Below are 25,431 nucleotides of genomic sequence, written 5' to 3'. Positions count from 1 at the left end.
CCTACTTTCCGAGGATCAGGCTCATGGCTTCGGCACGGGTGGCGGTTTCCCGCAGCTGCCCGCGCACCGCACTGGTCACGGTCTTCGCGCCGGGCTTCTGCACCCCGCGCATGGACATGCACATGTGCTCGCATTCAACGACGACGATCGCACCGGAGGGGTTCAGGTGCTCCACGAGGGCATCGACGATCTGGGTGGTCAGGCGCTCCTGGACCTGCGGGCGGCGGGCGTACACCTCGACCAGCCGGGCCAGCTTGGACAGGCCGGTGACCTTGCCGCCCTTGCCCGGGATGTAGCCGATATGCGCCGAACCGTAGAAGGGCACCAGGTGGTGCTCGCAGGTCGAGTAGAACGGGATGTCCTTGACCAGCACCATCTCATCGTGCTCGATGTCGAAGGTGGTGGACAAGTGGTCTGCCGCTTTCTGGTGCAAGCCGGCGAAGAACTCCGCATAGGCCTTGGCCACCCGCTTCGGGGTGTCTACCAGGCCGTCGCGGTCGGGATCCTCGCCAATGGCTTCCAGGATCTCGCGCACGGCTGCCGCGATCCGCGGCTGATCAATCTCTTGTAGTTCACTCACGCTTCGATCCTAGTCGGTCGAGGAAGCTGCGCGCTCCTTGGGGCTTAATATCGGGCCCTCTTGGTGCACCGGACGGGCCTCGTTGCTCAGCCAGACTTCGCGCTTGTCGCGCTTTACCAGGTCGGAGAAGATCTCGGCGATCTCCTTCTGGTTCAGCGTCTCGCGCTCCAGCAGCGCCAGGGCCAGGCGGTCGAGCACATGGCGGTTGGCCATCAGCGCCTGGTAGGCGTCGTTGTGCGCCTGCTCGATCAGCTCGCGCACTTCCTGGTCCACCAGGTGGGCCATTTCGTCGGAGAAGTCGCGGGAGGCGGTGCCCATGCCCTGCTCGGCAGCCGAGCCGGCCAGGCGCACGGCGCCCACCTTCTCGCTCATGCCGTATTCGGTGACCATCTTGCGCGCGGTGGCGGTGGCCTTCTCGATGTCGTTGCTGGCGCCGGTGGACGGATCGTGGAAGACGATCTCCTCGGCGACGCGCCCGCCCATGGCGTAGGCCATCTGGTCCAGCAGCTCGTTGCGGGTGACCGAGTACTTGTCGGATTCGGGAACCACCATGGTGTAGCCCAGCGCGCGGCCGCGCGGCAGGATGGTGATCTTGGTGACCGGTGCGGTCTGGTTCATGGCCGCTGCCACCAGCGCGTGGCCGCCCTCGTGGTAGGCGGTGACCTTGCGCTCGTGCTCGTCCATCAGGCGGGTGCGCTTCTGCGGGCCGGCCATGACGCGGTCGATGGCCTCGTCCAGGGCGCGGTCGTCGATCAGGTTCGCGTTGGAGCGGGCGGTGAGCAGCGCGGCCTCGTTGAGCACGTTGGCCAAGTCGGCACCGGTGTAGCCCGGGGTCTTCTTCGCGACGGCGTTCAGGTCCACGGTGGCATCCATCGGCTTGCCCTTCACGTGCACGGCCAGGATCTGCTCGCGGCCCTTCAGATCCGGTGCCTCCACCGGGATCTGGCGGTCGAAGCGGCCCGGGCGCAGCAGCGCCGGGTCCAGCACGTCGGGGCGGTTGGTCGCGGCAATCAGGATGACGTTGGTGGTGGCGTCGAAGCCGTCCATCTCCACCAGCAGCTGGTTCAGGGTCTGCTCGCGCTCATCGTTGCCGCCGCCGATGCCGGCGCCGCGATGGCGGCCGACGGCGTCGATTTCGTCAACGAAGATGATCGCCGGGGAGTTGGTCTTTGCCTGCTCGAACAAGTCGCGAACGCGCGAGGCGCCCACGCCGACGAACATCTCCACGAAGTCCGAACCGGAGATCGAGTAGAACGGTACCGCCGCCTCGCCGGCTACGGCCTTGGCCAGCAGGGTCTTGCCGGTGCCCGGAGGGCCGTAGAGCAGCACGCCCTTGGGGATCTTCGCGCCCAGGGCCTGGAATTTGGCTGGTTCCTGCAGGAATTCCTTGATTTCGTGGAGTTCCTCCACGGCCTCGTCGGCGCCGGCGACATCCTTGAAGGTCACCTGCGGCATGTCCTTGGTGATCAGCTTCGCCTTGGACTTGCCGAACTGCATGACCTTGGAGCCGCCGCCTTGGGAGCGGGCGAGGATGAACCAGAAGATGCCGGCGATCAGCAGGAACGGGATGATGATCCCGAGCATCGACAGCAGCCAGTTGCTTTCCACCGGCTGGTCGGTGAACTTGCCCAGGTTGGCCTTGTTGATCTCATCGACCACCAGTTCGGCACGGGCGGTGGAGTAGTAGAAGCTCACCGAGGTGCCCTTGTCCACGCCATCGACCTTCAGCGAGTCGCGCAGCTTCAGATCCACGCGCTGGTCGCCGTCGAACATCTTCGCTTCGGTGACATTGCCGCTGGTGAGCTGGTGCAGGCCTACGGAAGTGTCCACCTTGGCCGAGTTATTGCCGAAGACCATCGGCAGGAACAACACCACGGCGACTACGCCGGCCAGGACCCAAATGATCCAGCTGTTAAAAAGCTTCTTCGTTTTCATTGATCCGACAGGCCCCGCGCCTGGCGCATCCCCCTCACGCACTGCTCTGGCGTCCGGGTCACGCCACCTTCGATATTTCTCAACGCCCCATTGGCGAGAAAAGTTCCCTACTGGTAAATATGCGGGGCCAAGGTGCCCACGCAATCAAGGTTGCGGTACTTTTCCGCGAAGTCCAGGCCGTAGCCCACCACGAATTCGTTGGGGATGTCCATGCCGACGTACTTGACGTCGATTTCCACCTTGGCTGCTTCCGGCTTGCGCAGCAGGGTGCAGATTTCCACCGAGGCCGGGCCGCGGGATTCCAGGTTGGACTTCAGCCAGGACAAGGTCAGGCCGGAATCGATGATGTCCTCGACGATCAGCACGTGCTTGCCCATGAGGTCGGAATCCAGGTCCTTGAGGATGCGCACCACACCGGAGGACTGGGTACCCGAACCGTAGGAGGACACTGCCATCCAGTCCATGGTCAGGTGGGAGTTCAGTGCGCGAACCAGGTCAGCCATGATCATCACGGCGCCCTTGAGCACACCTACCACGAGGATGTCGCGGCCTTCGTAATCCTTGTCGATCTGCGCGGCAAGTTCTTCCACGCGGGCCTGGATTTCTTCCTTGGTGTACAGAACGTGCGCAAGATCGGCTTTGACTGCATTGGAATCCACGAGAATTCTCCTGATTCTAGAGGTGTGGTACTTACCTAGAGTGCCACATTTAGCGGAAGGTTGTTTAGCCGGTGTTGGTGAAAACGATCACCGATTGCCGCCGGAAGGCGCTGATCCTGCCATCCAGCTGCACAGGACCAGCTGATTTGGACTTGGGGACGCCGAGCCCGGCCAGCGCGCACAGCGCCGCCGTTCGCTCATGGCCCACATTCCTGGCCCCGGCTTCCATGGCGGCCAGGCGTAATACTCGCGAGCTGATGGCCACCGGCAGCGTGGCCAGGTCCGGGATCGCCAACCCGTGCTCGTCCTTGGCCGCTTGGGCCCATTCGTCGAGGGCTTGGGCGTCGGCGGCGGCCAGGCTGGCGGTGCGCGCCAGTGCTTCGGGAACATGCTCGCCAAGTTCCTCGCGCAAGAAGGGCAGGATCCTATGGCGGATGAGGTTGCGCTTGTACCCGGTGTCCGCGTTGCTCGGATCTTCCCAGTAGCCAAGCCCCGCCTGCCGGCAGATTTCCTCGGTTTGCGCCCGGGACAGTTCCAGCAGGGGGCGCCGGTAGGCTCCGCGCCGGGCAGGGATGCCGGCCAGCGAGCGGGTTCCCGATCCGCGCAGCAGCCCCAGCAGCACCTGCTCGGCCTGGTCGTCGCGGGTGTGGGCGAGCATCAATGCCTGCGCGTTGAACTGCTGCAGGGCTGCTTCAAAGGCCTGGTACCTGGCCGTGCGGGCCGAAGCCTCGTCATCCGAGGTCTCGACCTGGACCACCGCCACCGGGTCCAATCCCAGCTCGCGGCATTGCCCGGCGGCGCGTTCGGCCGCCTGGGCGCTGCCGGGCTGCAGGCCGTGATCGATAACCACGGCGCCGAAGGAAGCGGGCAGCGTCGCCGCGGCAATGGCCAGGGCTAGCGAGTCGGCACCGCCGGAAACCCCGATCAGGTTCAGCCCGGGCGCGCTGCTGGCACTGATGGCGGCGCGGGCAAGGTGAAGGGCGCGGCTCATCGGGTGCGGGCCAGCCAGCGTTCCGGGTCATCGAGTTCCCCGGCGCTCGGGAACATCTCGCGGGCGGTGAAGATTTCGTTGAAGCCCTCGTAGCCGATCGCGTCGACGATATGCCGCACGAATTTTGCCCCGCGTTTGTACTGCAGCGCCTTGGCATCCAATCCCAGCAGCTTGCCCAGCAGGATCGCCAGGGCCGAACGGTTCTCGCCACGGGCTTCGAAGCGGCGGCGGATGGTCTTGATGCTGCGGATCGAGGTGACATCGTTCATCACGACCATGGCGTGGCCTTCGAGCACCGACATGATGCTGGTCAGTTCGCTGACCTCGGACTTCATGGATTTCAGGCGTTCACCCAGTTCGCCCATGGAGTGGGTGGTGCCGGCCAGCGGCTCGAAGGCCTCGGCCAGGGTCTGCTTCATGACCCCGGGGATCCAGGCAGCGTGCTCGAATTGCAGGCGGTGGGTCTGCTCGTGGGTGGCGATCCACAGGTAGAAGTCGCGGGCGTTCACATTCAGCTCGCCGCGGATCTGGGTGATGGTCGGGGCGTTGAGCAGCAGGCGCGGGCCGACGAACGGGTCGAACTGGCCCAGCACCCGGGTGCCCAGCACCGAGAGCACCGCGCCAAGTTCTGCGCCGGCAATCAAGGGGACCACCCCGGGGACGTCCTGGCGCGCTGCCGGGAGCAGGGCCGCGAAATTCTGGCTGACGGCCTTGGCCCAGCCGGACCGGTCCACCACCAGGGTCTGCGAGGGCGCGGAAGCAGCCAGCTTGGAAACCTTCTCGGCCTCCACCAGGCCTTCGCCGGCGGCGATGCGCAGTTCCTCGATGATCCGTGCGGCATCCTGGGCCTGGATCCCCGGCCCGGCGGGCATCAGGGTTTTCGCGGCCTTGGCCGCCAGCTTCCAATCGACGAACTGGTTCATTTGCTGCTCCTGCGGCGTTCAGCTCCGGCAGCCACAGCCACGGATGGCGGTGACAGCAGAGTCAATGGTTGGCTTGTGGGGTGCGAGTGTTCCGTTGGGCTGATCGGCATAGATCGAGAAGGCGAGCAGGCGCCCGTCTTCGGTCATGGCCATGCCGGTCAGCGTGGCCACGCCGGTGAGCGAGCCGGTCTTGGCGCGGACCAGGCCAAGTGTTCCGGCACCGCCCAGGCGGTTCATCAAGGTGCCGTTGTAGCCGGCGACCGGCAGCGAGTAGACGACCTCGCGCAATTCCGGCTTCTTGCTGGTGGCGGCCGAGCGCAGTACCGCGGTCAGCGCCGCGGGCGAAATCCGGTTCCTGGCAGCCAGGCCGCTGGTGTCCACGAGCGTGTGGCCAGCAGCCCCATGGGCCTGGGCCACAGCAGCGACGGCGGCCCCTGCCTGCTCCCCGGGCATCTGGCGGTCCAGCGCCACCAGGCGGCCCATGGATTCGGCAATGTAGTTATCCGAAACCAGCAGCATGTGCTTGATGACATCGCGCAGCGGTGCCGACTTCACCTCGGTGATCTGCTCGCCCCCCGCATAGGGGCCGCGGCCACCCTCATCCACCTTGACCCGCTCGCCCAGGGCTTGGGCGAAGACCTTGCGGACCTGCGCGGCCGGGTCGGACTGGTAGGCGGTGCTGGTGCTTTCCCCGGCACGCCCGGCGTAGTGCGCAATCGGGTAGACCTGGCCAATGTTATTGGAGGTGAACAGCGACTTGTCCCAGGCGGGGTTGCTGTGCGCATCGCCGAACAGCGAGTCGTCCAGCCACAGCTTGACCTCGCTGATGCCGCGCTTTTCAAGTTCTTCGGCGGTCTGCTTGGCCAGGGTTGCCAGTCCTGCATAGCCCTTGGGGTGCGCCGGGTCCGATTCCCCGTCGCCCAGCAGCACATCTCCCCCGCCGCGCAGGATCAATGTGCCGCCATCGAGCAGCACGCTGGTGGACAGCTGGGTGTCGCCGCCGAGGGCATCGAGGGCCGCGATGGCGGTGACTACCTTCAGGCTGGAGGCCGGGGTGCCATTTATTTCGGAGTTCCTGTCATACAGGACTGTGCCCGTGGCCACGTCGACCACCTGGGCGTTGAAGGACGTCCGGTCGGGCTTGTCCGCCAGGATGCTATCCAGCTTCGCGGCGAGGATCCCGGGGTCCGGTTGCGCGGCGTTGGGGTCCAGGTCCCGCACGGCGACTGGGGATTTATCGGCCAGCTGCGCGCTGGCCGGGGTGTAGAAAGCCTCGGGCTCTCCGGTGAAGAATCGCGGGGCCAGCAGCATCGCGGCAATCACTGCAACCATGGCAACAATCGCCACCCCCAGCGTAATAGCGCGTCGGGCGGCAGTGTTCATATGGTTACATTCCTCTCGCAGTTTTATCCATCAGGCGCAATGGGGCGATACCCTTATTAGCGGATATCCCTAAGACTAGTTTAGGAGTGTGCTTTTCATGAGCCACGACGTGACCATCGAGATCCCCACCGGATCGCGCGTCAAGTACGAGATCGACCACGAGACCCACCGCCTGCGCCTGGATCGCGTGCTGTTCACCTCGATGCAGTACCCAACCCACTACGGCTACTTCGACGATACTCTGGGCGAAGATGGCGATCCATTGGACGCCATGGTCTTCATCCCGGGTGTTGACCTGATCCCAGGTGTTGTTGTCGAAGCACGCCCAATTGGCGTATTCAACATGACCGACGATGGCGGTGGCGATGCCAAGCTGCTGTGCGTTCCTGCCGACAAGCGCTTTGACCACATCAAGGAACTTGAAGACATCGACGAATGGCTGATCAAGGAGATCGAGCACTTCTTCACCCGCTACAAGGACCTGGAACCAGGCAAGTGGGTCAAGGCCGAGGGTTGGGAAGGCCGCGAGGCTGCCGAAGCCGAGCTGGCTCGCTCCATCGAGCGTTTCAAGGCCTAGCCACTAGGCTCAAGCCGAACATGGCGGCGACCCCCGAATCGGGGTCGCCGCCATTGCTTTTGCTGCCGGTTCACTGCCGGAGACCCGGACTTGCCCGGCGCTAGGCTTCAGGCAGCATTCCGCTGAGCACATCTTCCTGCGCGGAAACTTCCAGGGTCTGCACGTCCTTGAGTTTCCGCTCCACCGCACGGGTCCGGGTACCGGCATCGCGCACCGTGTTCTGCGCCGTGGCCAGCTGCTTGCCCAGCTTGTCCCAGACATCTCCGTACTTGCGGAACTCTTCCTTGGCCGCCGAGAGCACCTGCCACACCTCGCTGCTGCGCTTCTCAATGGCCAGTGTCCGGAAACCCATTTGCAAGGAGTTCAGCAGGCTCATCAGGGTGGTCGGCCCCGTGACCAGCACCCGGTGCTCGGCCTGCAGCTTGCTGGCCAGCCCCGGGCTGCGCACAACCTCGGCGAACAGCCCCTCGGTGGGCAAGTACATGATGGCGAAGTCGGTGCTGTACGGCGGGGCGATGTACTTGCTGGAGATCAGCTTGGCCTGCTCAAGGATCGCCCGGTCCAGCGCCTTGCCCGCAGCGGCGATGACGGCCTTGTCGCCGTGCTCCTGGGCATCGAGCAGGCGCTCGTAGTCCTCTTGCGGCAGCTTGGAGTCGATTGGCAGATAGATCGTTCCGGCATCCCGCCCGGGCAGGATCACCGCGAACTCCACGACCTCGCGGCTGCCGGGCACGACCGCCACGTTCTGCTCGTACTGCTCTGCGGTGAGGATGTCTTCCAGCTGGCGCGAAAGCTGCACTTCGCCCCATGAACCACGGCTCTTCACGTTGGTGAGCACGCGTTTCAGCCCGCCGACATCCTGGGCCAGGCTCTGCATTTCCCCCAGCCCCTTCTGCACCATTTCCAGCCGCTTGCTGACCAGTTCAAAGGATTCGCCCAGCCGCTTCTCCAAGGTCCCCTGGAGCTTCTCGTCCACCGTCTCGCGCATCTTCTCGAGTTTGGCTTCATTGCCCGAGCGCAGTTTCTCCATTTCCTGCTGGAGCAGCCCCTGGACCTGCAGATGGCGGTTCGCATTGGCTTCTGCCATCGCGGTCAGCTTGGCGTCGATCTCGGTACGCACTTCGCCCATCCCCTGGCGCAGTTCGGTGCGCTGGGTCCCCAGTTCCTGCCGGAGCTCCGCATTAGCAGCACGCACCGAGTCCTGGATCTGGGTGTCATCAGAGCCGGATGTCCTGCGCACCAGCAGCAAGGCAATACATGCCGTTGCCAGAATATTCAGGATGACGAGTGCAAAAACCGCGATTACCATGAGCACCTAACCAAGAACTGTCGAGCGGACCATTGCCTCAGTCCTATCAGCGGACACCGACAGTTTGGGCCCATAATGGGTCCATGCATATTTTGGTCACCGGTTTCGAGCCGTTCGGCAACGACGAATTCAATGCCAGCCAGGAAGCCGTTTCCAGCCTTCCCAGGCAGCTGGGCGAGCATCAGGTCCTCACCGCCATGCTTCCGGTGTCCTTCGCGGCCTCCGGCAAAGCACTCGAATCGCTCTTGGCGAAGCACCAGCCCGATGCGCTGATTTGCGTCGGCGAAGCCGGCGGCCGGAATGCAATCACGCCGGAGCGATGGGCTTTTAACGAAGATGATGCCCGCATCCCCGACAATGATGGCGCCCAGCCACGGTCAGCGGCCATCAAGGCGAATGCGCCGGGACGCTTGGATGCCACACTTGATCCAGCAGCGGCCGTCCGCGCCCTGCTCGCCGCAGGCTATGAGGCAAGGGTCTCCGAGGATGCCGGGCGTTTCGTGTGCAACCACACTGCGTATTTGGCGTATTCCCAACCGGTCCCGGCATTGTTCATCCATGTTCCCGCACTGCGCCCGCCAGGGGTTCAAGCCACGGTTGGTGCTGAAACCGACGCATCGGCCAGCCAACCTCGGCCCGGGGACCTGAGCCAGCTATCGTCGGCCCTGGGCATTGCGATACTGGGAAGCCTCGCCCCCGGTGGATAGACTGCTTTCATGGAAGCGGTAATGGCACTGGACGGCCTGGAAGTTGGCATTCTGGTGCTGTGGGCGCTGGGCACGCTCTTTGTGCTGGTGCAGTTCCTCCGCGAACGCTGTGTGCGCACCGCCATACCGCTGGCCCTAGCCATGCCTATTCCCCTGTTTGGCGCCGTCTACTCGGTGGCCCGCTTGACCGGGATCATGATGAAACGAAAGCCTGGATCCGATAATGAATAGCAGTCCCACCCGCTGGATGGTTCTTTTTTCGCTTGCCATCGGCTTTCTTTTCATCGGAGCTTTCGCCCTGGTTGTCTCGGGGCTCGCTGCACCATGGCTGGACTGGGACTAGGAATGTGACCATCTGATACTTGCGGGATTACTGCCGGGGTTCAGCGCAGGGCTAGCCTTGAAGCATCATGACCCTGCATAATCTCACTCCGCTCGATCAGCTGCGTGCCGGAAAGCTCCCCCTGCGTCTTGCAAATCTGTTCATCGGCCTCATGCTTTTTGCGCTGGCCATGGCACTGCTGATCCGCGCCCAGCTCGGCGTGGATCCGTGGGATGTGCTTCACCTGGGCCTGGCCAACTACATTCCGCTGTCGCTGGGAACGATAGTGATCATCGTCGGCGTCGTGGTGCTGCTGGCCTGGATTCCGCTCAAGCAGTGGCCAGGATTGGGCACCGTCGCCAATGTGCTGCTCATCGGGCTTGGCCTGGACTTCTTTCTCTGGCTCATCCCTGATGTCCACGGGTTGGGCTGGCAGATCCTGACCCTGGTTGGCGCCATCGCCGTCAATGGCCTTGGCGGCGCCCTGTACATCGGCTGCCATTTCGGCCCCGGCCCGCGCGACGGCCTGATGACCGGGCTGCATTTGCGCACCGGCAAATCGATCCGCCTGCTGCGCACCATTATCGAGGTGTGCGTGCTGGGGATCGGCTGGTTGCTCGGCGGTCCGGTGGGCGTGGGCACGGTGGCTTATGCGCTGCTGATTGGCCCCGCTACGCAGTTCTTCTTCAAGTACACGACCGTTGCGCTGCCCGCCCAGCAGGGCGCGCCCAGCAGCACCCTGTCCTAGTTCCTCCTGATCCCGCCAGCCGGCGGACCAGCATCAGGCTGGAGCAGCACCGTTAGCCGCCAAGTGCCGCACAGTGCGCGACAAACCCGGTTGCACACGCAATACTTGAATCATGTTTGTCGTTGCGCTCAGCCCCCGGCCCCGCTCGGTCACCGATGTTGCCGCCGCCAGCGAGCAGCTCTGGCACCAGCTGGAACAAGTCGACACCCACGCGCCGTTCACCGCGCTCAGCGGGCAGCTGCTGCTCGGAGTGCCCAGTGACCCCGATGCCGCCGTCGACGCGCTGCTGCGCGTGGCACGGCTGAACTTCTGCAATATCGGGCTGGGCATCGGCAGCCTGTACGAGCCGGTGCCCGTAGAGGCCGACCTGGTCGAGGGCAGGGCGGCGCGGCGCGCGCTCGGCGCGCTGGAGGCGGCCAGCCACCGCGGCGAAAGGGTCCCGATCTGCGTTTCCTCGGGCAATGACGAGATGGACGGCGAGCTCGAGGGCCTGTTGCGCATGCTCGGACAGTGGATCCGCACCCGCACCGAGGCCGAATGGTCCGTCGTTGACCTGTTGACTCCCGGTGTGCGCGGGCAGCAAAAAGCGGTCGCCGGGATCCTGGGAATCACTCCCCAGGCAGTATCTGCGGCGATCGTGCGTTCGGGCTACAACGACGAGCTGGGCGCGCGGGCAGCGATCGCCCGGCTGCTGGAATACACCGACCAGCTCTAGACCCTGGTGCTAGCTGCCCAGCAGCCCTTCCAGGACGATGGCCAGGCCATCCTGGTCAACGCCTTCAGTCACGGCGTCGGCCGCTGCCTTGACCTCATCCGGCGCTTGGCCCATGGCCACGCCATGTCCGGCCCACTGCAGCATTTCGACGTCATTGCGGCCATCGCCTACTGCCAGCGAGTCCTTCGAATCGAACTTCAGGATCGCCCGCAGCCGCTCCAGGCCGCTGGCCTTGGTGGTACCCTCGGCGGCAATATCCAGCCAAGCGGTCCAGCCCACCGAGTAGGTCACCCCGGAGAGCCCCAGGCTCTGCACGGCATGCCCGAATTCCTCGGCGGTGTTGTCGGTGGAGAAAACCACCACGCGCACGGCCTTGCTGTTGACCAGCTCGCCGAAATCAACGACCTTGCTCTCGGCGCCAAAGCTCATGTCGCCGAAGGTTTCGCTGGAAAGGAATTCGCCGCGCTCGTTTTCCAAGGCGTACTTGGCTTTGGGAAGCTGGTCGCGCAGCGCCTTGAGCGCTGTCGACGGGTCGAAGATCTCGCGGTGCAGGATCTCGACTTCATCCTGGCACACCTTTGCGAGCACGCCGCCGTTGCTGACCACGACATAGCCATGGTCGATGCCCAGTTCCGCCATGATGGGCAGGGCCGCACCCAAGGAGCGGCCGGTGGAGATGATTACCTCATGGCCCTGGGCCACTACAGCCCGCGCGGCATCGCGCACGCGCTGGCTCATTTCCCCCTGGTGGTTGACGATGGTGCCATCCACGTCAAGGCAAATCATCAATTTTTGCTTGGTCAGCCGGTCATCGTTGCCGAGCTTAGTCATAACAGTCATGGCTCAAGTTAACCACCACCGCGGGTTTTTGGCGATGACCCAAGGCACAGCGCCAAGTGAACAACCGGTTAAAAGCATTTGCCGGCTGCCCGCGAGGGGCAGCCGGCAAATGGCCGGTCATTGGCTACTTGAGTACTTCGAGTCCGCCAAGGTAAGGCTGCAGCGCCTTGGGCACGTTGACCGAACCGTCCGGGTTCTGGTGGTTTTCCAGAATCGCCACGAGCCAGCGGGTGGTCGCCAGGGTGCCGTTCAGCGTCGCCACCGAACGGGTCTTGCCGGCCTTGCCGTCGATGATCTCGCGTTCGCGGATATTCAGGCGGCGGGCCTGGAAGGTGGTGCAGTTCGAGGTCGAGGTCAGTTCGCGGAAGGTGCCCTGGGTAGGAACCCAGGCTTCGCAGTCGAACTTGCGCGCGGCGCTCATGCCCAAATCCCCGGCGGCGGTGTCGATCACGCGGTAGGGAAGTTCCATGCGCCCGAGCATGTCCTCTTCCATGGCCAGCAGCTTCTGGTGCTCTGCTTCGGCATCCTCGACGCTGGCGTAGACGAACATCTCCAGCTTGTTGAACTGGTGCACGCGGATGATGCCGCGGGTGTCCTTGCCGGCCGAACCAGCCTCGCGGCGGTAGCAGGAGGACCAGCCGGCGTAGCGGATCGGGCCGTCGGCCAGATCCATGATCTCGTCCGCGTGGTAGCCGGCCAGGGCCACCTCCGAGGTGCCGACCAGGTACATGTTGTCGCGCTCGAGCTTGTAGATCTCGTCGTCGTGCTCGACATCGAAGCCGGTGCCCTGCATGGTTTCGGGGCGGACCAGGGTCGGGGTGATCATCGGGATGAAGTCGTGCGCCATGGCCACATCTAGGGCCATATTCATCATCGCGATTTCCAGCCGGGCGCCGATGCCCTTGAGGAAGTAGAAGCGCGAGCCTGAAACCTTGGCGCCGCGTTCCATGTCGATGGCGTCCAGCTTCTCGGCGATCTGCAGGTGGTCCAGCGGCTCGAAGCCCTCGGCCTTGAAGTCGCGGGCGGTGCCCACGTGCTTGACGACGGTGAAGTCATCCTCGCCGCCGGCCGGGATGCCGTCGATGATCAGGTTGGGGATGGAACGCTGCAGTGCGGTGCACTTGGCGGAGGCCGCGTCGGACTCGGCCTGGGCGGACTTCACCGCGGCAGCGAGCTCCTTGACCTCGGCAAGCAGGGCGGCGCGCTCGTCGCCCTTGGCCTTGCCGACCTTCTTGGAGAACGCATTCTGCTCGGCACGCAGGCGCTCGTAGGTGGCGATGGTTTCACGACGTGCCGTGTCAGCTGCCAGCAGCTGGTCAATTAACGACTCGTCGGCACCGCGCGCGCGTTGCGAGGCACGGTACAAATCCGGATTTTCGGTGAGCATTTTCAGGTCGATCACATGTTAAGGGTAGCAATCATGAGTACGATGAGAGCATTATGCAGACAAATCGTGTGATCGTTTTCTCTGCCGTGGCTGCTGCAGCTGCCGCCGCGGCGACCAGTTGGTATTCGGTGCGCAAGCTTTCGAACTACAGCAAACCGCTGATCAAGCAGCCCGAAGCGGCTGAACAGGCAGCGGCTACCAAGGTGGCCCTGGTCATCAATCCTTCCAAGTCAGGTGCTGACGAAGCAAGGGAAGCCGTGGTCCGCGTCTGCGCTGAAGCGGGCCTGGAAGCACCGCTGGTCCTTGAAACGACCAAGGACAACGCCGGCCAGGATGCAGCCCGTGAAGCACTCGATGCGCAATGCGACACAATTATTGCCGCAGGTGGCGACGGAACCATCCGCGCCGTCGCGGAAGTGCTCGAAGGCACCGGCGCATCCCTGGGAATCCTGCCGCTGGGCACTGGCAACCTGCTGGCCCGCAACGTGGATATTCCGCTCGATGACCTGCACACCGCGGCGCTGGTGGCAGTGCGCGGGATGGTTCGCCGGATCGACGTCGGGCACATGAAGCTGCAGCTGCTGGACGGCAAGGAGGCGGATCATGCTTTCCTGGTCATCGCCGGCGTGGGCACCGACGCCGACCTGTTTGACGACACCAACGAAGAGCTGAAATCCAAGGTCGGCTGGCTGGCCTACTCGGAAGCCGGCCTGCGCCAGTTGCCGGGCCAGCGCAAGAAGGTCAGCTTCAAGCTCTCGGGCGACGAGAGCTGGCAGACCCGCAAGGTCCGTTCGGTGCTCTTCGCCAACTGCGGAAAGCTGCAGGGCCTGGATTTCGTGCCCGACGCCAAGATCGACGACGGCGTGCTCGACGCAGTGATCCTTTCTCCCCGCTCGGCCGCCGGCTGGACCTGGATCCTGCTCAAGACCGCATTCCGCGCCAAGAACAAGATTCCGGTGATGAGCTTCTACCAGACCTCTGGCGTGTCGCTGCGTTGCGATGAGCCGATGAATACCCAGATCGACGGGGACCCCACCGGCCAGGTCAACGAACTGCAGGTGTCCGTGAACCCGAGCGCCCTGCGCCTGCGCACCCCGTAGCGCATGCCGAAGGCCCGGCCGATTTCCCCTTGCGGGGAGCTAGGCCGGGCCTTCGCGCTGCCTGCTTAAAGCCGGTCGCGCAGCGACTGCACCCAGGCACGGGCTTCACTGAAGGCCGCATCTGAATTATGCGTATCCACGGCCGGCTCCAGGCCTTGGGCGGCTGGGTAGGAACCGAGGAAGCGCAGCTGCGGGGACAGCCGGTGCAGCCCCGACAAGGCGGCGGCAACGCGTTCCTCGGCCACGTGGCCTTCGATATCGACGGAGAAGAAGTACTCGCCCAGGCTCTTGCCGGTAGGACGCGATTCGATGCGCGAGAGGTTCACGCCGCGCGCGGTGAATTGCTCGAGGATTTCCATCAGCGCACCGGGACGGTCCTCGGGCAGCGGCAGGATCAGCGTTGACTTGTCCACGCCGGTAGGCTGCGGAATCCTTCCCGGACGAGTCACGAGGATGAAGCGGGTCACCGCGCCGATATTGTCCTCGACCCCGCTGGCCAGCACCTTCAGGCCGCGCTCTTGGGCTACCAGCGGAGAGCAGATCGCCGCATCATGCGGCGGTTCGTCCTCTTCGAGAGCCAGGGCGCCGGCTGCCGTGGAAGAAGCCGGGGTGAATGCGGCCCCGGGAATATTCGCTTCGGCCCATAAGCGGCACTGCGCCCAGGCATGCCCGTGGGTGGAGATCTGCCTGATCTGCTCCAGCGAGTCGATGCCGGGGCGTACCGCCAGCACGAAAGTGATCGGAACCAGGATTTCGGAAACAATCTGCAGGGCTTCGCCCTGCGCAATGGCGTCCAAGGTGGCCGAAACGCCGCCTTCTACCGAGTTCTCGATCGGGACCATCGCCGCGTCCGCGGTCCCCTCGCGCACCATGGTCAGCGCCACGTTGACGTTGGAGGCCGCGATCCGCTGCGCCTCGGTAGCCCCGGGAACCTGCAGCAGGGCCGACTCGGTGAAAGTGCCAGCAGGTCCCAGATAGGCATAGTTCATCGTACGGTTGGCTCCTGGCCGTTATCCGCTTCCATTGGCAAGCCCGCTTCGATCCACGCATCGGAACCGCCGGCGACGTTGAAGGCGGTGTAGCCCATCACGGTGAGCCATGATGCGGCCTGGGCCGAACGGCCACCGGTACGGCAGATGACGTAGGTGTCTACATCCGGGTCAAGCTCGGAAATCTTCTCTGGCAAGGAGCCAAGGGGAATATGGGTTGCTCCGGCAGCACGGCCTGCTTCCCATTCGAAGTCTTCGCGCACGTCAAGGATGAAGGCATCCTTCGGGACATCATTGACCGAAACAGTCTCAAAATCGCTCACGGCTAGCATTCCTCTCACATAGGGTGTTTGCTTATAAGACTAGTCATTTCCTGCGTCGAAAGCCGACATGTTTCCCTCAAGCGCCCTGAAATTGCGAGACGAGCTGGCCCGCGGCGAGCGTTCAAGCCGCGAGGTCACCGAGCACTACCTCAAGCGCATCGAAGAGCAAGCGGACCTTGGCGCTTTCGTCCACGTGGCAGAAAATGCGATGGAGGCCGCGGCAGCGGCGGACCAGGCGCATGCCCGTGGCGACATTGGCCGCTTGCATGGGCTCCCCACCGCGTTCAAGGACCTCAGTGACGTGGCCGGGATGCCTACCACCTATGGCACTGCGGCGATGCCTGCGATGGTCGCTGAACGTGATCACTCCTTGGTGGCCAGGCTGCGCGCCGAGGGCGTGGTGGTCCTGGGCAAGACGCAGGTTCCGGAATTCGGGCTGAGCAGCTATTCAGAGAACCTCGTGGCGCCCCCATCACGCAATCCCTTTGATCCCACGCGCTCGTCGGGCGGTTCCTCTGGCGGGCAGGCCGCGGCGATTGCCGCCGGCATGATTCCGCTGGGTCCGGGCTCTGATGGCGGCGGTTCGGTTCGCATCCCCGCGGCCGCCTGCGGGCTGGTAGGCCTGAAGCCTTCTTTGGGCCGCGTTCCCAGCGACATCCTTGATGGCTACACCGATCCCATGGGCGCACCGAAGCTAGCGGTTAGCGGACCGTTGGCCCATGATGCCTTGGATGCGGCTTTGCTGCTTGACGCCATGCGCGGCAAGGACCACTATCTGCCGTTGCTGCAGGGAAGCTACCCCCAGCGCCTGGACGGGCTGAAGATTGGGTACAGCATCCATTCCCCGTTTGAACCGGTCTATGAAATTACCCTGGCGCAAGAAGCCCGGGCTTCATTTGCCCAGGGCCTTGAACGCCTTGGAGAACGGCATCGCGTCCAGCCGGCCAACCTGCACTACGCCACGGACTATCCGGAAACCTTCGCGGCGGTGTGGACCAATGGGCTGAAGGACGTTCCGGTCGCGGATGATTCGCTACTCGGCGATTTGGCAAGGGATTTCCGCCGACGCGCCGCCGACCGCTCGCTGGAACAGAGCCTGCAGGCAGGTTCGAGGTTGAAGCAGATTGCGGCCGACTTCGTGCGCCAATGGTCCGCCTACGATGTCGTGGCCACCCCTGCCATGGCCTCGATCCCGCCGAAGATCGGGCACTATACACAATCCACAGCCGATGTGGATTATATGTTGCAGTGCCAGTACACCCCCTACACTTCCATGGTGAACGTCGCCTCAGTAGCGGCCATCACCGTTCCGGTAGGCCACTCCAACGAGGGGTTACCAATGAGTATTCAGCTGATTTCCCCGCGCTCGGACGAAGGACTGCTGCTCGCGCTGGCAGCCCAGATGCAGGTGTGACCTTTCCCATATAAGTAGGTACTCGGGTGGGCAAGGGCGAAAAATATTACGTATGTCTACTGCAACAACGAGCACCAAAGCTTCCGGAAAGACCTTCTTCGGTCACCCCGGTGCGCTCGCAAGCCTCTTCAGCGTGGAAATGTGGGAACGATTCTCCTTCTACGGCATGCAGGGCTTGCTGGCTTACTACATGTACTACTCGGTCACCGACGGCGGCCTGGGCATGGACCAGGGTCTGGCTCTGTCGCTGGTCGGCGCCTACGGCGGCGCTGTCTACCTGTCCACCATCCTGGGCGCGTGGCTCTCCGACCGCCTGTTCGGCTCGGAACGCGTCCTGTTCTTCTCGGCCATCGCGATCATGATCGGCCATATTGGCCTGGCGCTCCTGCCCGGCTATGCCGGACTGGTTATCGGCCTGATCTTCGTTGCCGTCGGTTCCGGCGGCCTGAAGGCCAACGCTGTAGCCCTGGTGGGCTCCCTATACTCCAAGGAAGATCCGCGCATCGATGCCGGCTTCTCCCTGTTCTACATGGGCGTGAACATCGGCGGGCTGCTCGGCCCACTGCTCACCGGTTGGCTGCAGGTCCAGTACGGCTTCCACATCGGCTTTGCCGCTGCCGCGGTCGGCATGGCTATCGGCCTGGGGATCTATGCCCTTGGACGCAAGAAGCTGCCGGACTCCGGCCACATCCCAAGCAACCCGCTGCCTGCCTCTGAGCGCAACCGCTATGTGGTCATCTTCGCTGCCGTGATCGTTTTGATCATTGCCGCTTTCGCATCCAAGATCGTGACTCCGGAGAATCTGGCAAGCACCATCGCCTACGTGGTGATCGCCGCTTCGATCATCTACTTCGCGTTGATCCTGCGCAGCAAGAAGGTTGACGCCACCGAGCGCAAGCAAGTCTGGGCATTCATTCCGTTCTACATCGGTACGGCTGCCTTCTGGGCCCTGTTCCAGCAGCAGTTCACCTTCATTGCCGCTTACTCGGATCAGCGCCTGGACCGCCACCTGGGCAGCTGGGAAATGCCACCGAGCTGGGTTACCTCGATCAACCCGGTCTTCATCATCATCTTCGCCGGTATCTTCGCCGCATTATGGACCAAACTGGGCAAGCGCCAGCCACGCACATCAATGAAGTTCGGCCTGGCACTGGTGGTTGTGGGTGCGGCCTTCTTGCTGTTCATCCCGCTGGAATCCTTCGTGAAGACCCCGCTGCTGGCGCTGGTCGGCATCCTGCTGCTGTGCACCTTTGCCGAGCTGCTGCTCTCGCCAGTGGGCCAGGCAATTGCCACCAAGCTGGCTCCAGCCGCCTTCGGCACCCAGATGATCGCCTTGTTCTTCCTGTCGGTTTCGCTGGGCACCACCCTGTCGGGTGTGCTGGCCGGCTACTACACCGAGGGCAACGAGATCCCGTACTTCATCGCCATGGGCGGCACCGCTGTTGTCCTGGGTATTGCCATGATGGCAGCTACCCCGGCCTTGAAGAAGCTGATGGGCCCGATCCTCTAGGCGTTCGATCATGCGAAAAGCGGTTGGTTCATTTGAACCAACCGCTTTTTTCATGCCCGGGGATTATCGAAGAAGCCCTTGTGAGAAGGTCACGTTGTCGTAATACGAGTCGTAGCCGAACCCGGTTGACAATGCCCAGAAGAACCAGATGGCTACCGCATAAATGACTATGGCTAGTGCCAATCCAATCCATGAGGTAATTAGCCCGGCCAGGCTCAGGCCCCGGGAGCTGGGTTCACGCCGGTAGGCCAGGTGCCCGGTAATGACTCCGGCCAGCGGAACAAGGATAATGACAGTGAAGCCTAGCAACGACAAGATGCCAAGCACCAGGGAAGCCACCGAGAGGCCGGCGGATTCAGGCGGTCGTTGGTAGGGGTTCTGCGGATACTGGTAGTAGCTCATTTGCCTACCATTCTTCTACGAAACTGCGATAAGCGCATCAATCTGAAAGGCAATCTGTGGCACACCTCCGAGCTGGCCAGCCAGCCCAAGAATCAGACCTGATCAATTTGCAGGAGGTACTCGATGCCTACAGCACCCTGGTTCCTTCCAGCGGCAACCCCGACCAGGCCGTCGTTTTCGGCACCTCGGGACATCGCGGAAGCTCCCTGAACACCACTTTCAATGAAACGCATATCGCTGCGATCACCCAGGCCGTGGTCGACTACCGCAACGGTGCGGGGATCACCGGCCCGATGTACGTGGGCAAGGACAGCCACGCACTCTCCGCGCCCGCATACCGCACCGCCCTTGAAGTTTTGGCAGGCAACGGCGTCACCGTGCTCGCCGATGACGGACTGACTCCCACTCCAGCGGTCAGCCACGCAATCCTGGTACATAACGCTAGCGGCGGCGAACAGGCCGATGGCCTGATCATCACCCCATCGCACAACCCGCCAACCGACGGCGGCATCAAGTACAACCCGCCGCATGGCGGACCGGCAGAATCCGGAATCACCGGACCCATCGCTGCACGGGCCAACGAATTGCTGGCCAGCGGAGCGGTCAAGCGCGGCGAGCCGAATGCCCGGCCCTTCGACTTCCGCGAACTGTACATCGCCAATTTGGCTGAAGTCATCGACTTCAAGGCCATCGCCGAGTCCGGCATTTCCATTGGCGCAGATCCGCTGGGCGGGGCTTCGGTGCACTACTGGGGCGAAATCGGCCGCCGATACGGCCTGAACCTCGAAGTGGTCAACGAGTCCGTGGATCCGCGCTTCGGCTTCATGACCTTGGACAAGGACGGGAAGATCCGCATGGATTGCTCCTCCGCCCATGCGATGGCCTCCCTCGTGGCCAATCGCGAGAAGTACGACATCGCGACCGGCAACGATGCCGATGCTGACCGCCACGGCATTGTCACCCCGGATGCCGGCCTGATGAATCCGAACCATTTCCTGGCCGTGGCCATCGACTACCTGCTCACCCACCGTCCGCAGTGGCCGGCTGATGCCCAGATCGGCAAGACCCTGGTCTCCTCGGTGCTCATCGACAAGGTGGTGGCTTCCCACGGCCGGACCCTGCGCGAGGTACCGGTGGGCTTCAAGTACTTCGTTGAACCGCTGGCTTCCGGCAGGGTCGCTTTTTGCGGGGAGGAATCGGCCGGCGCGAGCTTCTTGGACTTCTCCGGCAAGGCGTTCAGCACCGACAAGGACGGCCTGATGCTGGCCCTGCTGGCCAGCGAGATCCGCGCAGTAACCGGCAAGAGCCCCAGCCAGCTGCATGCCGAACTGGTAGAGCGCCACGGCCCCAGCTTCTACGACCGCTTTGACGCGCCCGCAAACCGCGAGCAGAAGGCCGTACTGGGCAAGCTGGATCCATCGATGGTCACCGCTACCGAACTGGCATCGGATCCGATTACCGCCAAGGCCACGCAAGCGGCCGGCTTCCCCATTGGCGGCTTGAAGGTTTCCAGCGAGCACGCATGGTTTGCCGCGCGCCCATCGGGCACAGAAGACATCTACAAGATCTATGCAGAATCAACAAAATCACCCGAGCATCTGCAGCAGGTGCTGGCTGAAGCTCGGGTGATTGTTGATGCTGCGCTAGCTGGCTAGTTCAGCTTCGCGGTCCATGGATCGATGGCCACGGCTGGCTGCTTGCGGGTAGCCAGCCAGTGGCCCAGCCAGAGCAGCAGGAAGATCGGCAGGCCGATGTAGCTCGAAGCCATCTGCAGCAAGTTTCCATCCACGATCGCCTGGTAGTTCTGGCCGACGATCACCACGATCAGGATCACGAAAGCCAGGATCGGTCCCAGCGGGAACAGTGGCGCCTTGTACGGCAGGTTCGCGAGATCCTGCCCGCTGGCAATATATGCCTTGCGGAACTTGTAGTGGCACACCGCGATACCCACCCAGGCAATGAAGCCGGAGAGACCCGAAACGTTCAGCAACCAGGTATATGCCGAACCCTGGCCGACAATCGCGGTAAGGAAGCCGAAAAGGCCTACCGAGGCGGTTAGCAGCATTGCCGGCATGGGCACGCCGCGCTTGTTCAAGCGGGCGAAGATCTTTGGAGCCTTGCCGTCCAACGCCATCGAATAAAGCATGCGCGCAGAGGCATATAGACCGGAGTTGCCTGCGGAGAGGATGGCCGACAGGATCACCGCATTCATCAGTGCCGCGGCGAATGCTACGCCCGCACGCTCGAAGACCAGGGTGAATGGCGAGGTGGTGATATCCGATGCCTCGGAAGAGAGCAGGGATGGATCCACATACGGGATCAGCATGCCAATGACGAAGATCGCGCCGATGTAGAAGAGCATGATGCGCCAGAAGATCGCCTTGATGGCGCGTGGGATATCGCGCTGGGGGTTCTCGGCTTCACCGGCGGCCACGCCGATCAGTTCGGTTCCCTGGAAGGAGAAACCGGCGATCATGAAGACCGATACGATGGACAGCCAGCCGCCAACAAATGGCGCTTCGCCATCGGTCCAATTGCTGAAGCCAGGGGTGGAGTCGCCCAGGATGCCGAAGATCATCGCGACACCGCAGATCAAGAAGACCACCACGGTGATGACCTTGATCGCGGCCAACCAGTATTCACCCTCGCCAAAGGCCTTGGCGGACAGCGCATTCAATCCGGTGAGCAGCACCAGGAAGATGGCCGCCCAGATCCATCCCGGGGCATCAGGGAACCAGTAGGACATGATGATGCCAGCTGCCACCAGCTCGGCAGCCACGGTAATGGCCCAGTTGAACCAGTAGTTCCAGCCGATCGCGAAGCCGAAGTGGCGATTCACGAAGACCGTTGCGTAGGTCTGGAAGGAACCGGCGACCGGAAGCCGGGCGCTCATTTCTCCCAACGACTGCATCAGGAGCAGCACCATCATGCCGATCAGCGCGTAGGCCACCAGCGAGCCACCGGGGCCAGCTTGGGCAATGGTGCCGCCGGACGCGACGAATAGTCCGGTACCAATCGAGCCGCCAATGGCAATCATCTGCATATGGCGAGCTTTGAGGCCACGCTTCAGACCGTCCTGGGACGGTGCGGGCTCAGTCATGCGTTACATCTCCTGATGCTTGAAAATTTCCAACCTATCAATCCAAGCACCCTGACAAGCCATAAAGCTATGAACCGCGCTACAGTAAGCGATCAATAATCTTTCGCTTGGCCCATGAATATGGAGGATATATCGCGCTCAGGGTATCAACGACGGTTGTTTTGTTGAATTCCGAGCGCATCTGCGAAAGCCGTTCGAACCCGTGCTTGCCGTGGTAGGCCCCCATTCCGCTCGGTCCCACGCCGCCGAAAGGCAGGGTTGGAACGATCATCTGGGCCAACGGAGCATTATGCACAATGGAGCCGGCTCGCACCCGGTCAGAGAAAATCGACTGCAGGCGCGGGCTTTCGCTCATCAGGTAAGCGGCCAGCGGCGACGGCCGCCGGGCAATGAATTCGAGTGCTTCCTCGAAGGTTTCCACCTCGATCACCGGCAGGATCGGACCGAAAATCTCTTCGGTCATCAAACTTCCCTCGAGGTCCACATTGCGCATGATGCTCGGCGCTATGCGCAGGGTATCCTCGTCGTACTCGCCGCCGAAAACCACCTCGCCTTGCTCGAACATCGACAGCAGCCGCTCAAAGTGCTTGCGGCTGACGATGCGGCCAAAGTCCGGATGGGTGAGCGGTTCCTTGCCGTAGAAGCTGGAGATGGCCTGGCCCAGGCGCCTGATGAGCTCAGACGAGTCGCCCACGCTCAATACGTAATCCGGCGCCACGCAGGTCTGGCCGGCATTCATGAACTTGGCGTAAGCCAAGCGCTTCGCGGAAGCCAACGAATCGTTCTCCACCACGGCCGGCGATTTTCCGCCCAATTCCAAGGTGGTAGGCGTCAGATGCTTCGCGGCCGCGGCAGCCACGATCTTGGCCACGCGTTCGCCGCCGGTGTAGAAAATGTGGTCCCAGCGGGCGGCAAGCAACTCCGTGGAGGTATCCACGCCGCCTTCAACTACCGCGTAAACCCGTTCGTCGAGGTAGACCGGGAGGAACTTGGCCAAGGCGCCTGAGGTCGCAGGAGCCAGCTCGGATGGCTTGATGACCGCAGCGTTGCCGGCAGCAATGGCCGCGACCAGCGGTGCGAGCACCAGCTGAACCGGATAGTTCCAGGCTCCGATAATCAGCACGACCCCCAGCGGGCGCGGCTCGACCTTGGCCATGGCTGGCTGCAAGGCCAGCGGAACCTTGACACTGGTGGAATCCATCCACTCAACGAGGTGGCGCTGGGCGAAATCTATTTCCGCGCGCACCACGTCGATTTCGGAGAATTTGGCTTCGGTGGCACTCTTGCCCAAGTCCTCGGCCAAGGCCTGGACGAAGTCTTCCAGATGCTCTTCCAGCATCTTCTCCAGTGCCTTGAGCTGCTGCAGGCGGAAGCGTCGCGGATGCGTGATCCGCGTGTCCGCAGAACGCCGCAAATGACTCAGAACTGTTGCTATGCGCGATGGATGCTCGTCCACCGGAGGTGCGGAATCACCGACCGGTTCGGGCAACGGAGTGGAAGTAAACAGACCCATGATTTGAGCGTACGTCACTGGGACTATTTTTCATCGTTTAATTCGCCAGAGGATTCAATATGTATCAAATAGTTGATACATTGATGTCCATGAACCAGTTCTCGGCGAGCGCCATATCCATCGCTTTCGTTGCCGCAATCATCTGCGTTTGGTTGCGTTCGGTGGCGCACAGGCGTGGAACACCAGCTATCGACCGGGCCCGATCCCACTCGTTCTGGTGCGCATTGATCGCATTCTTTGCTTCAACCTCATGGGATTTGTCCGAGACCTGGCGCGTTTCAATGACCGAAACCAATTCAGGTTCGGCTATCGCTGAAGCACTCACTCCGGGGATCTGGGTTCTTCTGGTATACCTCATCGGCTTGTTCACTTGGCCCAAGGAACTCCAGCCCGTGCGCACCGCTTCATTAGAGGCCCGCAGCCTGACAACTCCATTTCCCAAGGCCCTAGGGGCTTTCGTTGGGCTTTTGCTGCTGATCGCAGTCGGCTCCCTGTGGCCGGCCTCCAAAGTCGAAGGGCTCGTTGGCGTTCCGGCCTCGGAATTCACGACCTTTGATTTTGACGGCATCCATTCATACACGTCGGAGGGTCCGTATGATGGGCGGTTGCCGGGCACACAGATGCTCCCGGTATTCATCGTGGCCCTGGCAGGGATCATCGTGGCCGCGGCTGTGATTACCGTAGTTATCCTGAAAAGACCTGCCTTGGCCGGCATCTCGGTCGAAGACAACCAAGCGTTGCGCACGGTCTGGCTCAACCGCTTGATGCGCAATATCGGCATCGTCTTGCTGGCTTTCACCGTGTCGGTGGTCAATTACTCGCAGGCTAATTCGCCGGATGGACAGTACGAGTTCGTTAGCTATGGCGCCCTTGCGGTCGCCCTCACGTTGCTCTTCTGGGGACCGCGCTCTACATTCTCAGCTCAATCCACCACCAGGGAACGGACCGCCTTCTCGCGTTTGCGTGATCAACTATTCACCTTGCAATACGTAACTGCAGCACTCACCTTGCTCAGCGTTGCAATCGGCTGGTCATTCTTGCCACTGGATGACGAGCTCCAGATGCCTACCAATGAGCGAACTACGTGGATCTTAATGATCTTTGCCGGTGCGGCTTTGAGCTATGCCGTTCTCAATGCGCTTTATCTCAGCTACGTCAGCACGGTGGCCCGGCAGGCGTCTGCAGCACCCAAGTACCACGCGCCCCTGCCCTTGTGGTCCTACATCGCCGCTGGCTTGCTGTTTGCCACCAGCACCTATTTTCTGCTCGATCCGCCGCTGGACTATTTGTGGGGCTTCGTGCCTCCAGGCAAGACAATGGTTGCAGGCTTGATCCTGCTGTTGCTGGCAACCCATCTTGGATTCGTCTGGTTCTCCCGCCGGGCAATTATTCCCTGGGCTGTCTCGTCGGCCGAAGAAATCTGGTACCGCAAGGTCCTGGAACTGCGTTCAATGCGTGTTAACACCAGTGCAGTGGTAGCCATGCTGCTCATTGGCTACGGATTCCCGGCCGGGCTGGGACTCTTTGCATTGCTCATCTTCGTTGTCCCAGCAGTCATTTTCCTAGAGCGCCCCGGTAGCGCCTTCGTGCGGGAACATCAGCCGGCAGCTACTTCATGAGCACGCAGATCAGTGTTGACCTCCAAGCAGCTACCCCGCCCTATGAGCAGATCCGCTCGCAGATTGCTTCACTGATCTCCTTGGGAGATCTGCCCTCGGGGAGCAAGCTGCCTACTGTGCGTGCGCTGGCCACGGACCTCGGCGTCGCTGTCGGTACAGTGGCGCGCGCCTACAAGGAGCTGGAAGCCGAAGAGCTGATCACCTCCCGGCGCCGGGCCGGCACAGTGGTCAACGAGCGGCCGCAGCCGGTGGACACCAGGGAAGATCTGCTGGCCGCCGTGGATCGCCTCTGGGCGCTGGCGGCCGCGCAGAAGGTGGATGCGGCCACGCTCAAGGCCTTGGTGGCGCGGCGCGAGCGTAAGTAACTTGTCCTCGGAACCGGTTG

At 62.7% G+C, this 25,431-nt stretch carries 25 protein-coding genes; 11 read left to right on the top strand and 14 right to left on the bottom strand.

Annotated elements, in window-relative coordinates; all coding sequences use genetic code 11:
* Position 1 precedes the first annotated feature (1 nt).
* The 6 genes from folE to dacB all read right to left on the bottom strand — a co-directional run bounded on the left by folE (position 2) and on the right by dacB (position 6,471).
* Entirely contained in the window at positions 2-580 is a 579-nt protein-coding gene (gene folE / locus ACIOTL_RS04255; protein ID WP_286134348.1) for a GTP cyclohydrolase I FolE, read from the bottom strand.
* Positions 581-589: 9 nt separating this feature from the next.
* Positions 590-2,515 (bottom strand): ATP-dependent zinc metalloprotease FtsH, encoded by a 1,926-nt coding sequence (gene ftsH, locus ACIOTL_RS04250; RefSeq protein WP_400341887.1) that lies wholly within the window; start codon positions 2,513-2,515, stop codon positions 590-592.
* 107 nt (positions 2,516-2,622) lie between these two features.
* Positions 2,623-3,174 (bottom strand): hypoxanthine phosphoribosyltransferase, encoded by a 552-nt coding sequence (hpt, locus tag ACIOTL_RS04245; RefSeq protein WP_105658629.1) that lies wholly within the window; start codon positions 3,172-3,174, stop codon positions 2,623-2,625.
* Positions 3,175-3,238: 64 nt separating this feature from the next.
* The gene (gene tilS / locus ACIOTL_RS04240; protein WP_400341886.1) at positions 3,239-4,165 is read right to left on the bottom strand and encodes a tRNA lysidine(34) synthetase TilS; all 927 of its coding nucleotides are present in this window, start codon (positions 4,163-4,165) and stop codon (positions 3,239-3,241) included.
* Entirely contained in the window at positions 4,162-5,088 is a 927-nt protein-coding gene (locus ACIOTL_RS04235; protein ID WP_105662169.1) for a zinc-dependent metalloprotease, read from the bottom strand. Before ACIOTL_RS04235 ends, tilS begins: the two co-directional genes overlap by 4 nt.
* Positions 5,089-5,106: 18 nt before the next feature.
* A complete protein-coding gene (gene dacB, locus ACIOTL_RS04230) occupies positions 5,107-6,471 on the bottom strand; it encodes a D-alanyl-D-alanine carboxypeptidase/D-alanyl-D-alanine-endopeptidase (RefSeq protein ID WP_388024668.1) in 1,365 nt (454 codons plus the stop codon).
* A 97-nt stretch (positions 6,472-6,568) separates the two neighbouring features.
* On the opposite strand from dacB, the gene ACIOTL_RS04225 reads away from it, so the two are divergent.
* A complete protein-coding gene (locus ACIOTL_RS04225; protein WP_105658632.1) occupies positions 6,569-7,048 on the top strand; it encodes an inorganic diphosphatase in 480 nt (159 codons plus the stop codon).
* Between the two features lie 100 nt (positions 7,049-7,148).
* Here ACIOTL_RS04225 and ACIOTL_RS04220 read toward each other — a convergent pair whose 3' ends face one another.
* A complete protein-coding gene (locus ACIOTL_RS04220) occupies positions 7,149-8,357 on the bottom strand; it encodes a DNA recombination protein RmuC (protein ID WP_400341884.1) in 1,209 nt (402 codons plus the stop codon).
* A gap of 83 nt (positions 8,358-8,440) precedes the next feature.
* On the opposite strand from ACIOTL_RS04220, the gene ACIOTL_RS04215 reads away from it, so the two are divergent.
* The 4 genes from ACIOTL_RS04215 to ACIOTL_RS04200 all read left to right on the top strand — a co-directional run bounded on the left by ACIOTL_RS04215 (position 8,441) and on the right by ACIOTL_RS04200 (position 10,849).
* Entirely contained in the window at positions 8,441-9,064 is a 624-nt protein-coding gene (locus ACIOTL_RS04215) for a pyroglutamyl-peptidase I (RefSeq protein WP_105662172.1), read from the top strand.
* A 9-nt stretch (positions 9,065-9,073) separates the two neighbouring features.
* A complete protein-coding gene (locus tag ACIOTL_RS04210; RefSeq protein WP_133833724.1) occupies positions 9,074-9,295 on the top strand; it encodes a hypothetical protein in 222 nt (73 codons plus the stop codon).
* A 179-nt stretch (positions 9,296-9,474) separates the two neighbouring features.
* Positions 9,475-10,134: a YitT family protein gene (locus tag ACIOTL_RS04205; protein WP_105658636.1), complete on the top strand. Its 660-nt coding sequence runs from the start codon at positions 9,475-9,477 to the stop codon at positions 10,132-10,134.
* Positions 10,135-10,246: 112 nt separating this feature from the next.
* Complete coding sequence (locus ACIOTL_RS04200; RefSeq protein WP_105662174.1) at positions 10,247-10,849, top strand: hypothetical protein; 603 nt, start codon at positions 10,247-10,249, stop codon at positions 10,847-10,849.
* Between the two features lie 9 nt (positions 10,850-10,858).
* On the opposite strand, the gene ACIOTL_RS04195 is transcribed toward ACIOTL_RS04200, so the two are convergent.
* Positions 10,859-11,689, bottom strand: coding sequence for an HAD family hydrolase (locus tag ACIOTL_RS04195; RefSeq protein ID WP_105662175.1), 831 nt, complete (start codon positions 11,687-11,689; stop codon positions 10,859-10,861).
* A 124-nt stretch (positions 11,690-11,813) separates the two neighbouring features.
* Positions 11,814-13,091 (bottom strand): serine--tRNA ligase, encoded by a 1,278-nt coding sequence (gene serS / locus ACIOTL_RS04190; protein WP_105658639.1) that lies wholly within the window; start codon positions 13,089-13,091, stop codon positions 11,814-11,816.
* A gap of 38 nt (positions 13,092-13,129) precedes the next feature.
* Between serS and ACIOTL_RS04185 the strand changes: the two genes are divergently transcribed.
* The gene (locus tag ACIOTL_RS04185; RefSeq protein WP_105658640.1) at positions 13,130-14,176 is read left to right on the top strand and encodes a diacylglycerol kinase family protein; all 1,047 of its coding nucleotides are present in this window, start codon (positions 13,130-13,132) and stop codon (positions 14,174-14,176) included.
* A gap of 65 nt (positions 14,177-14,241) precedes the next feature.
* Here the strand turns inward: ACIOTL_RS04185 and pheA are convergent, their stop codons facing one another.
* Together pheA and ACIOTL_RS04175 are read right to left on the bottom strand one after the other, a co-directional pair.
* The gene (gene pheA / locus ACIOTL_RS04180) at positions 14,242-15,165 is read right to left on the bottom strand and encodes a prephenate dehydratase (protein WP_400341882.1); all 924 of its coding nucleotides are present in this window, start codon (positions 15,163-15,165) and stop codon (positions 14,242-14,244) included.
* Positions 15,162-15,488 carry a rhodanese-like domain-containing protein gene (locus ACIOTL_RS04175; RefSeq protein ID WP_105658642.1) on the bottom strand — a complete coding sequence of 109 codons (327 nt, stop codon included), beginning with the start codon at positions 15,486-15,488 and terminating at the stop codon, positions 15,162-15,164. Before ACIOTL_RS04175 ends, pheA begins: the two co-directional genes overlap by 4 nt.
* 67 nt (positions 15,489-15,555) lie before the next feature.
* Between ACIOTL_RS04175 and ACIOTL_RS04170 the strand changes: the two genes are divergently transcribed.
* A complete protein-coding gene (locus ACIOTL_RS04170) occupies positions 15,556-16,902 on the top strand; it encodes an amidase (protein ID WP_400341881.1) in 1,347 nt (448 codons plus the stop codon).
* Between the two features lie 52 nt (positions 16,903-16,954).
* Positions 16,955-18,412: a peptide MFS transporter gene (locus tag ACIOTL_RS04165; RefSeq protein ID WP_400341879.1), complete on the top strand. Its 1,458-nt coding sequence runs from the start codon at positions 16,955-16,957 to the stop codon at positions 18,410-18,412.
* Between the two features lie 63 nt (positions 18,413-18,475).
* Here the strand turns inward: ACIOTL_RS04165 and ACIOTL_RS04160 are convergent, their stop codons facing one another.
* Positions 18,476-18,814, bottom strand: coding sequence for a DUF4190 domain-containing protein (locus ACIOTL_RS04160; protein WP_105658645.1), 339 nt, complete (start codon positions 18,812-18,814; stop codon positions 18,476-18,478).
* A 56-nt stretch (positions 18,815-18,870) separates the two neighbouring features.
* On the opposite strand from ACIOTL_RS04160, the gene pgm reads away from it, so the two are divergent.
* Positions 18,871-20,469, top strand: a complete 1,599-nt coding sequence (pgm, locus tag ACIOTL_RS04155; RefSeq protein ID WP_400341876.1) for a phosphoglucomutase (alpha-D-glucose-1,6-bisphosphate-dependent) — start codon at positions 18,871-18,873, stop codon at positions 20,467-20,469.
* Here pgm and ACIOTL_RS04150 read toward each other — a convergent pair.
* Positions 20,466-21,914, bottom strand: coding sequence for an amino acid permease (locus tag ACIOTL_RS04150; protein ID WP_388024687.1), 1,449 nt, complete (start codon positions 21,912-21,914; stop codon positions 20,466-20,468). The two genes, pgm and ACIOTL_RS04150, sit on opposite strands and share 4 nt — an antisense overlap.
* A 79-nt stretch (positions 21,915-21,993) precedes the next feature.
* Positions 21,994-23,427, bottom strand: a complete 1,434-nt coding sequence (locus ACIOTL_RS04145; RefSeq protein ID WP_388024688.1) for an aldehyde dehydrogenase family protein — start codon at positions 23,425-23,427, stop codon at positions 21,994-21,996.
* 59 nt (positions 23,428-23,486) lie between these two features.
* Between ACIOTL_RS04145 and ACIOTL_RS04140 the strand changes: the two genes are divergently transcribed.
* The gene (locus ACIOTL_RS04140) at positions 23,487-25,046 is read left to right on the top strand and encodes a hypothetical protein (RefSeq protein ID WP_400341875.1); all 1,560 of its coding nucleotides are present in this window, start codon (positions 23,487-23,489) and stop codon (positions 25,044-25,046) included.
* Positions 25,043-25,411, top strand: coding sequence for a GntR family transcriptional regulator (locus tag ACIOTL_RS04135; RefSeq protein WP_388024692.1), 369 nt, complete (start codon positions 25,043-25,045; stop codon positions 25,409-25,411). Before ACIOTL_RS04140 ends, ACIOTL_RS04135 begins: the two co-directional genes overlap by 4 nt.
* The last annotated feature ends 20 nt before the right edge of the window (positions 25,412-25,431 follow it).

Source organism: Glutamicibacter sp. NPDC087673, from assembly GCF_044743255.1.
Classification (GTDB): Bacteria; Actinomycetota; Actinomycetes; order Actinomycetales; family Micrococcaceae; genus Glutamicibacter.
This window is presented reverse-complemented; position numbering and strand designations above follow the sequence as displayed.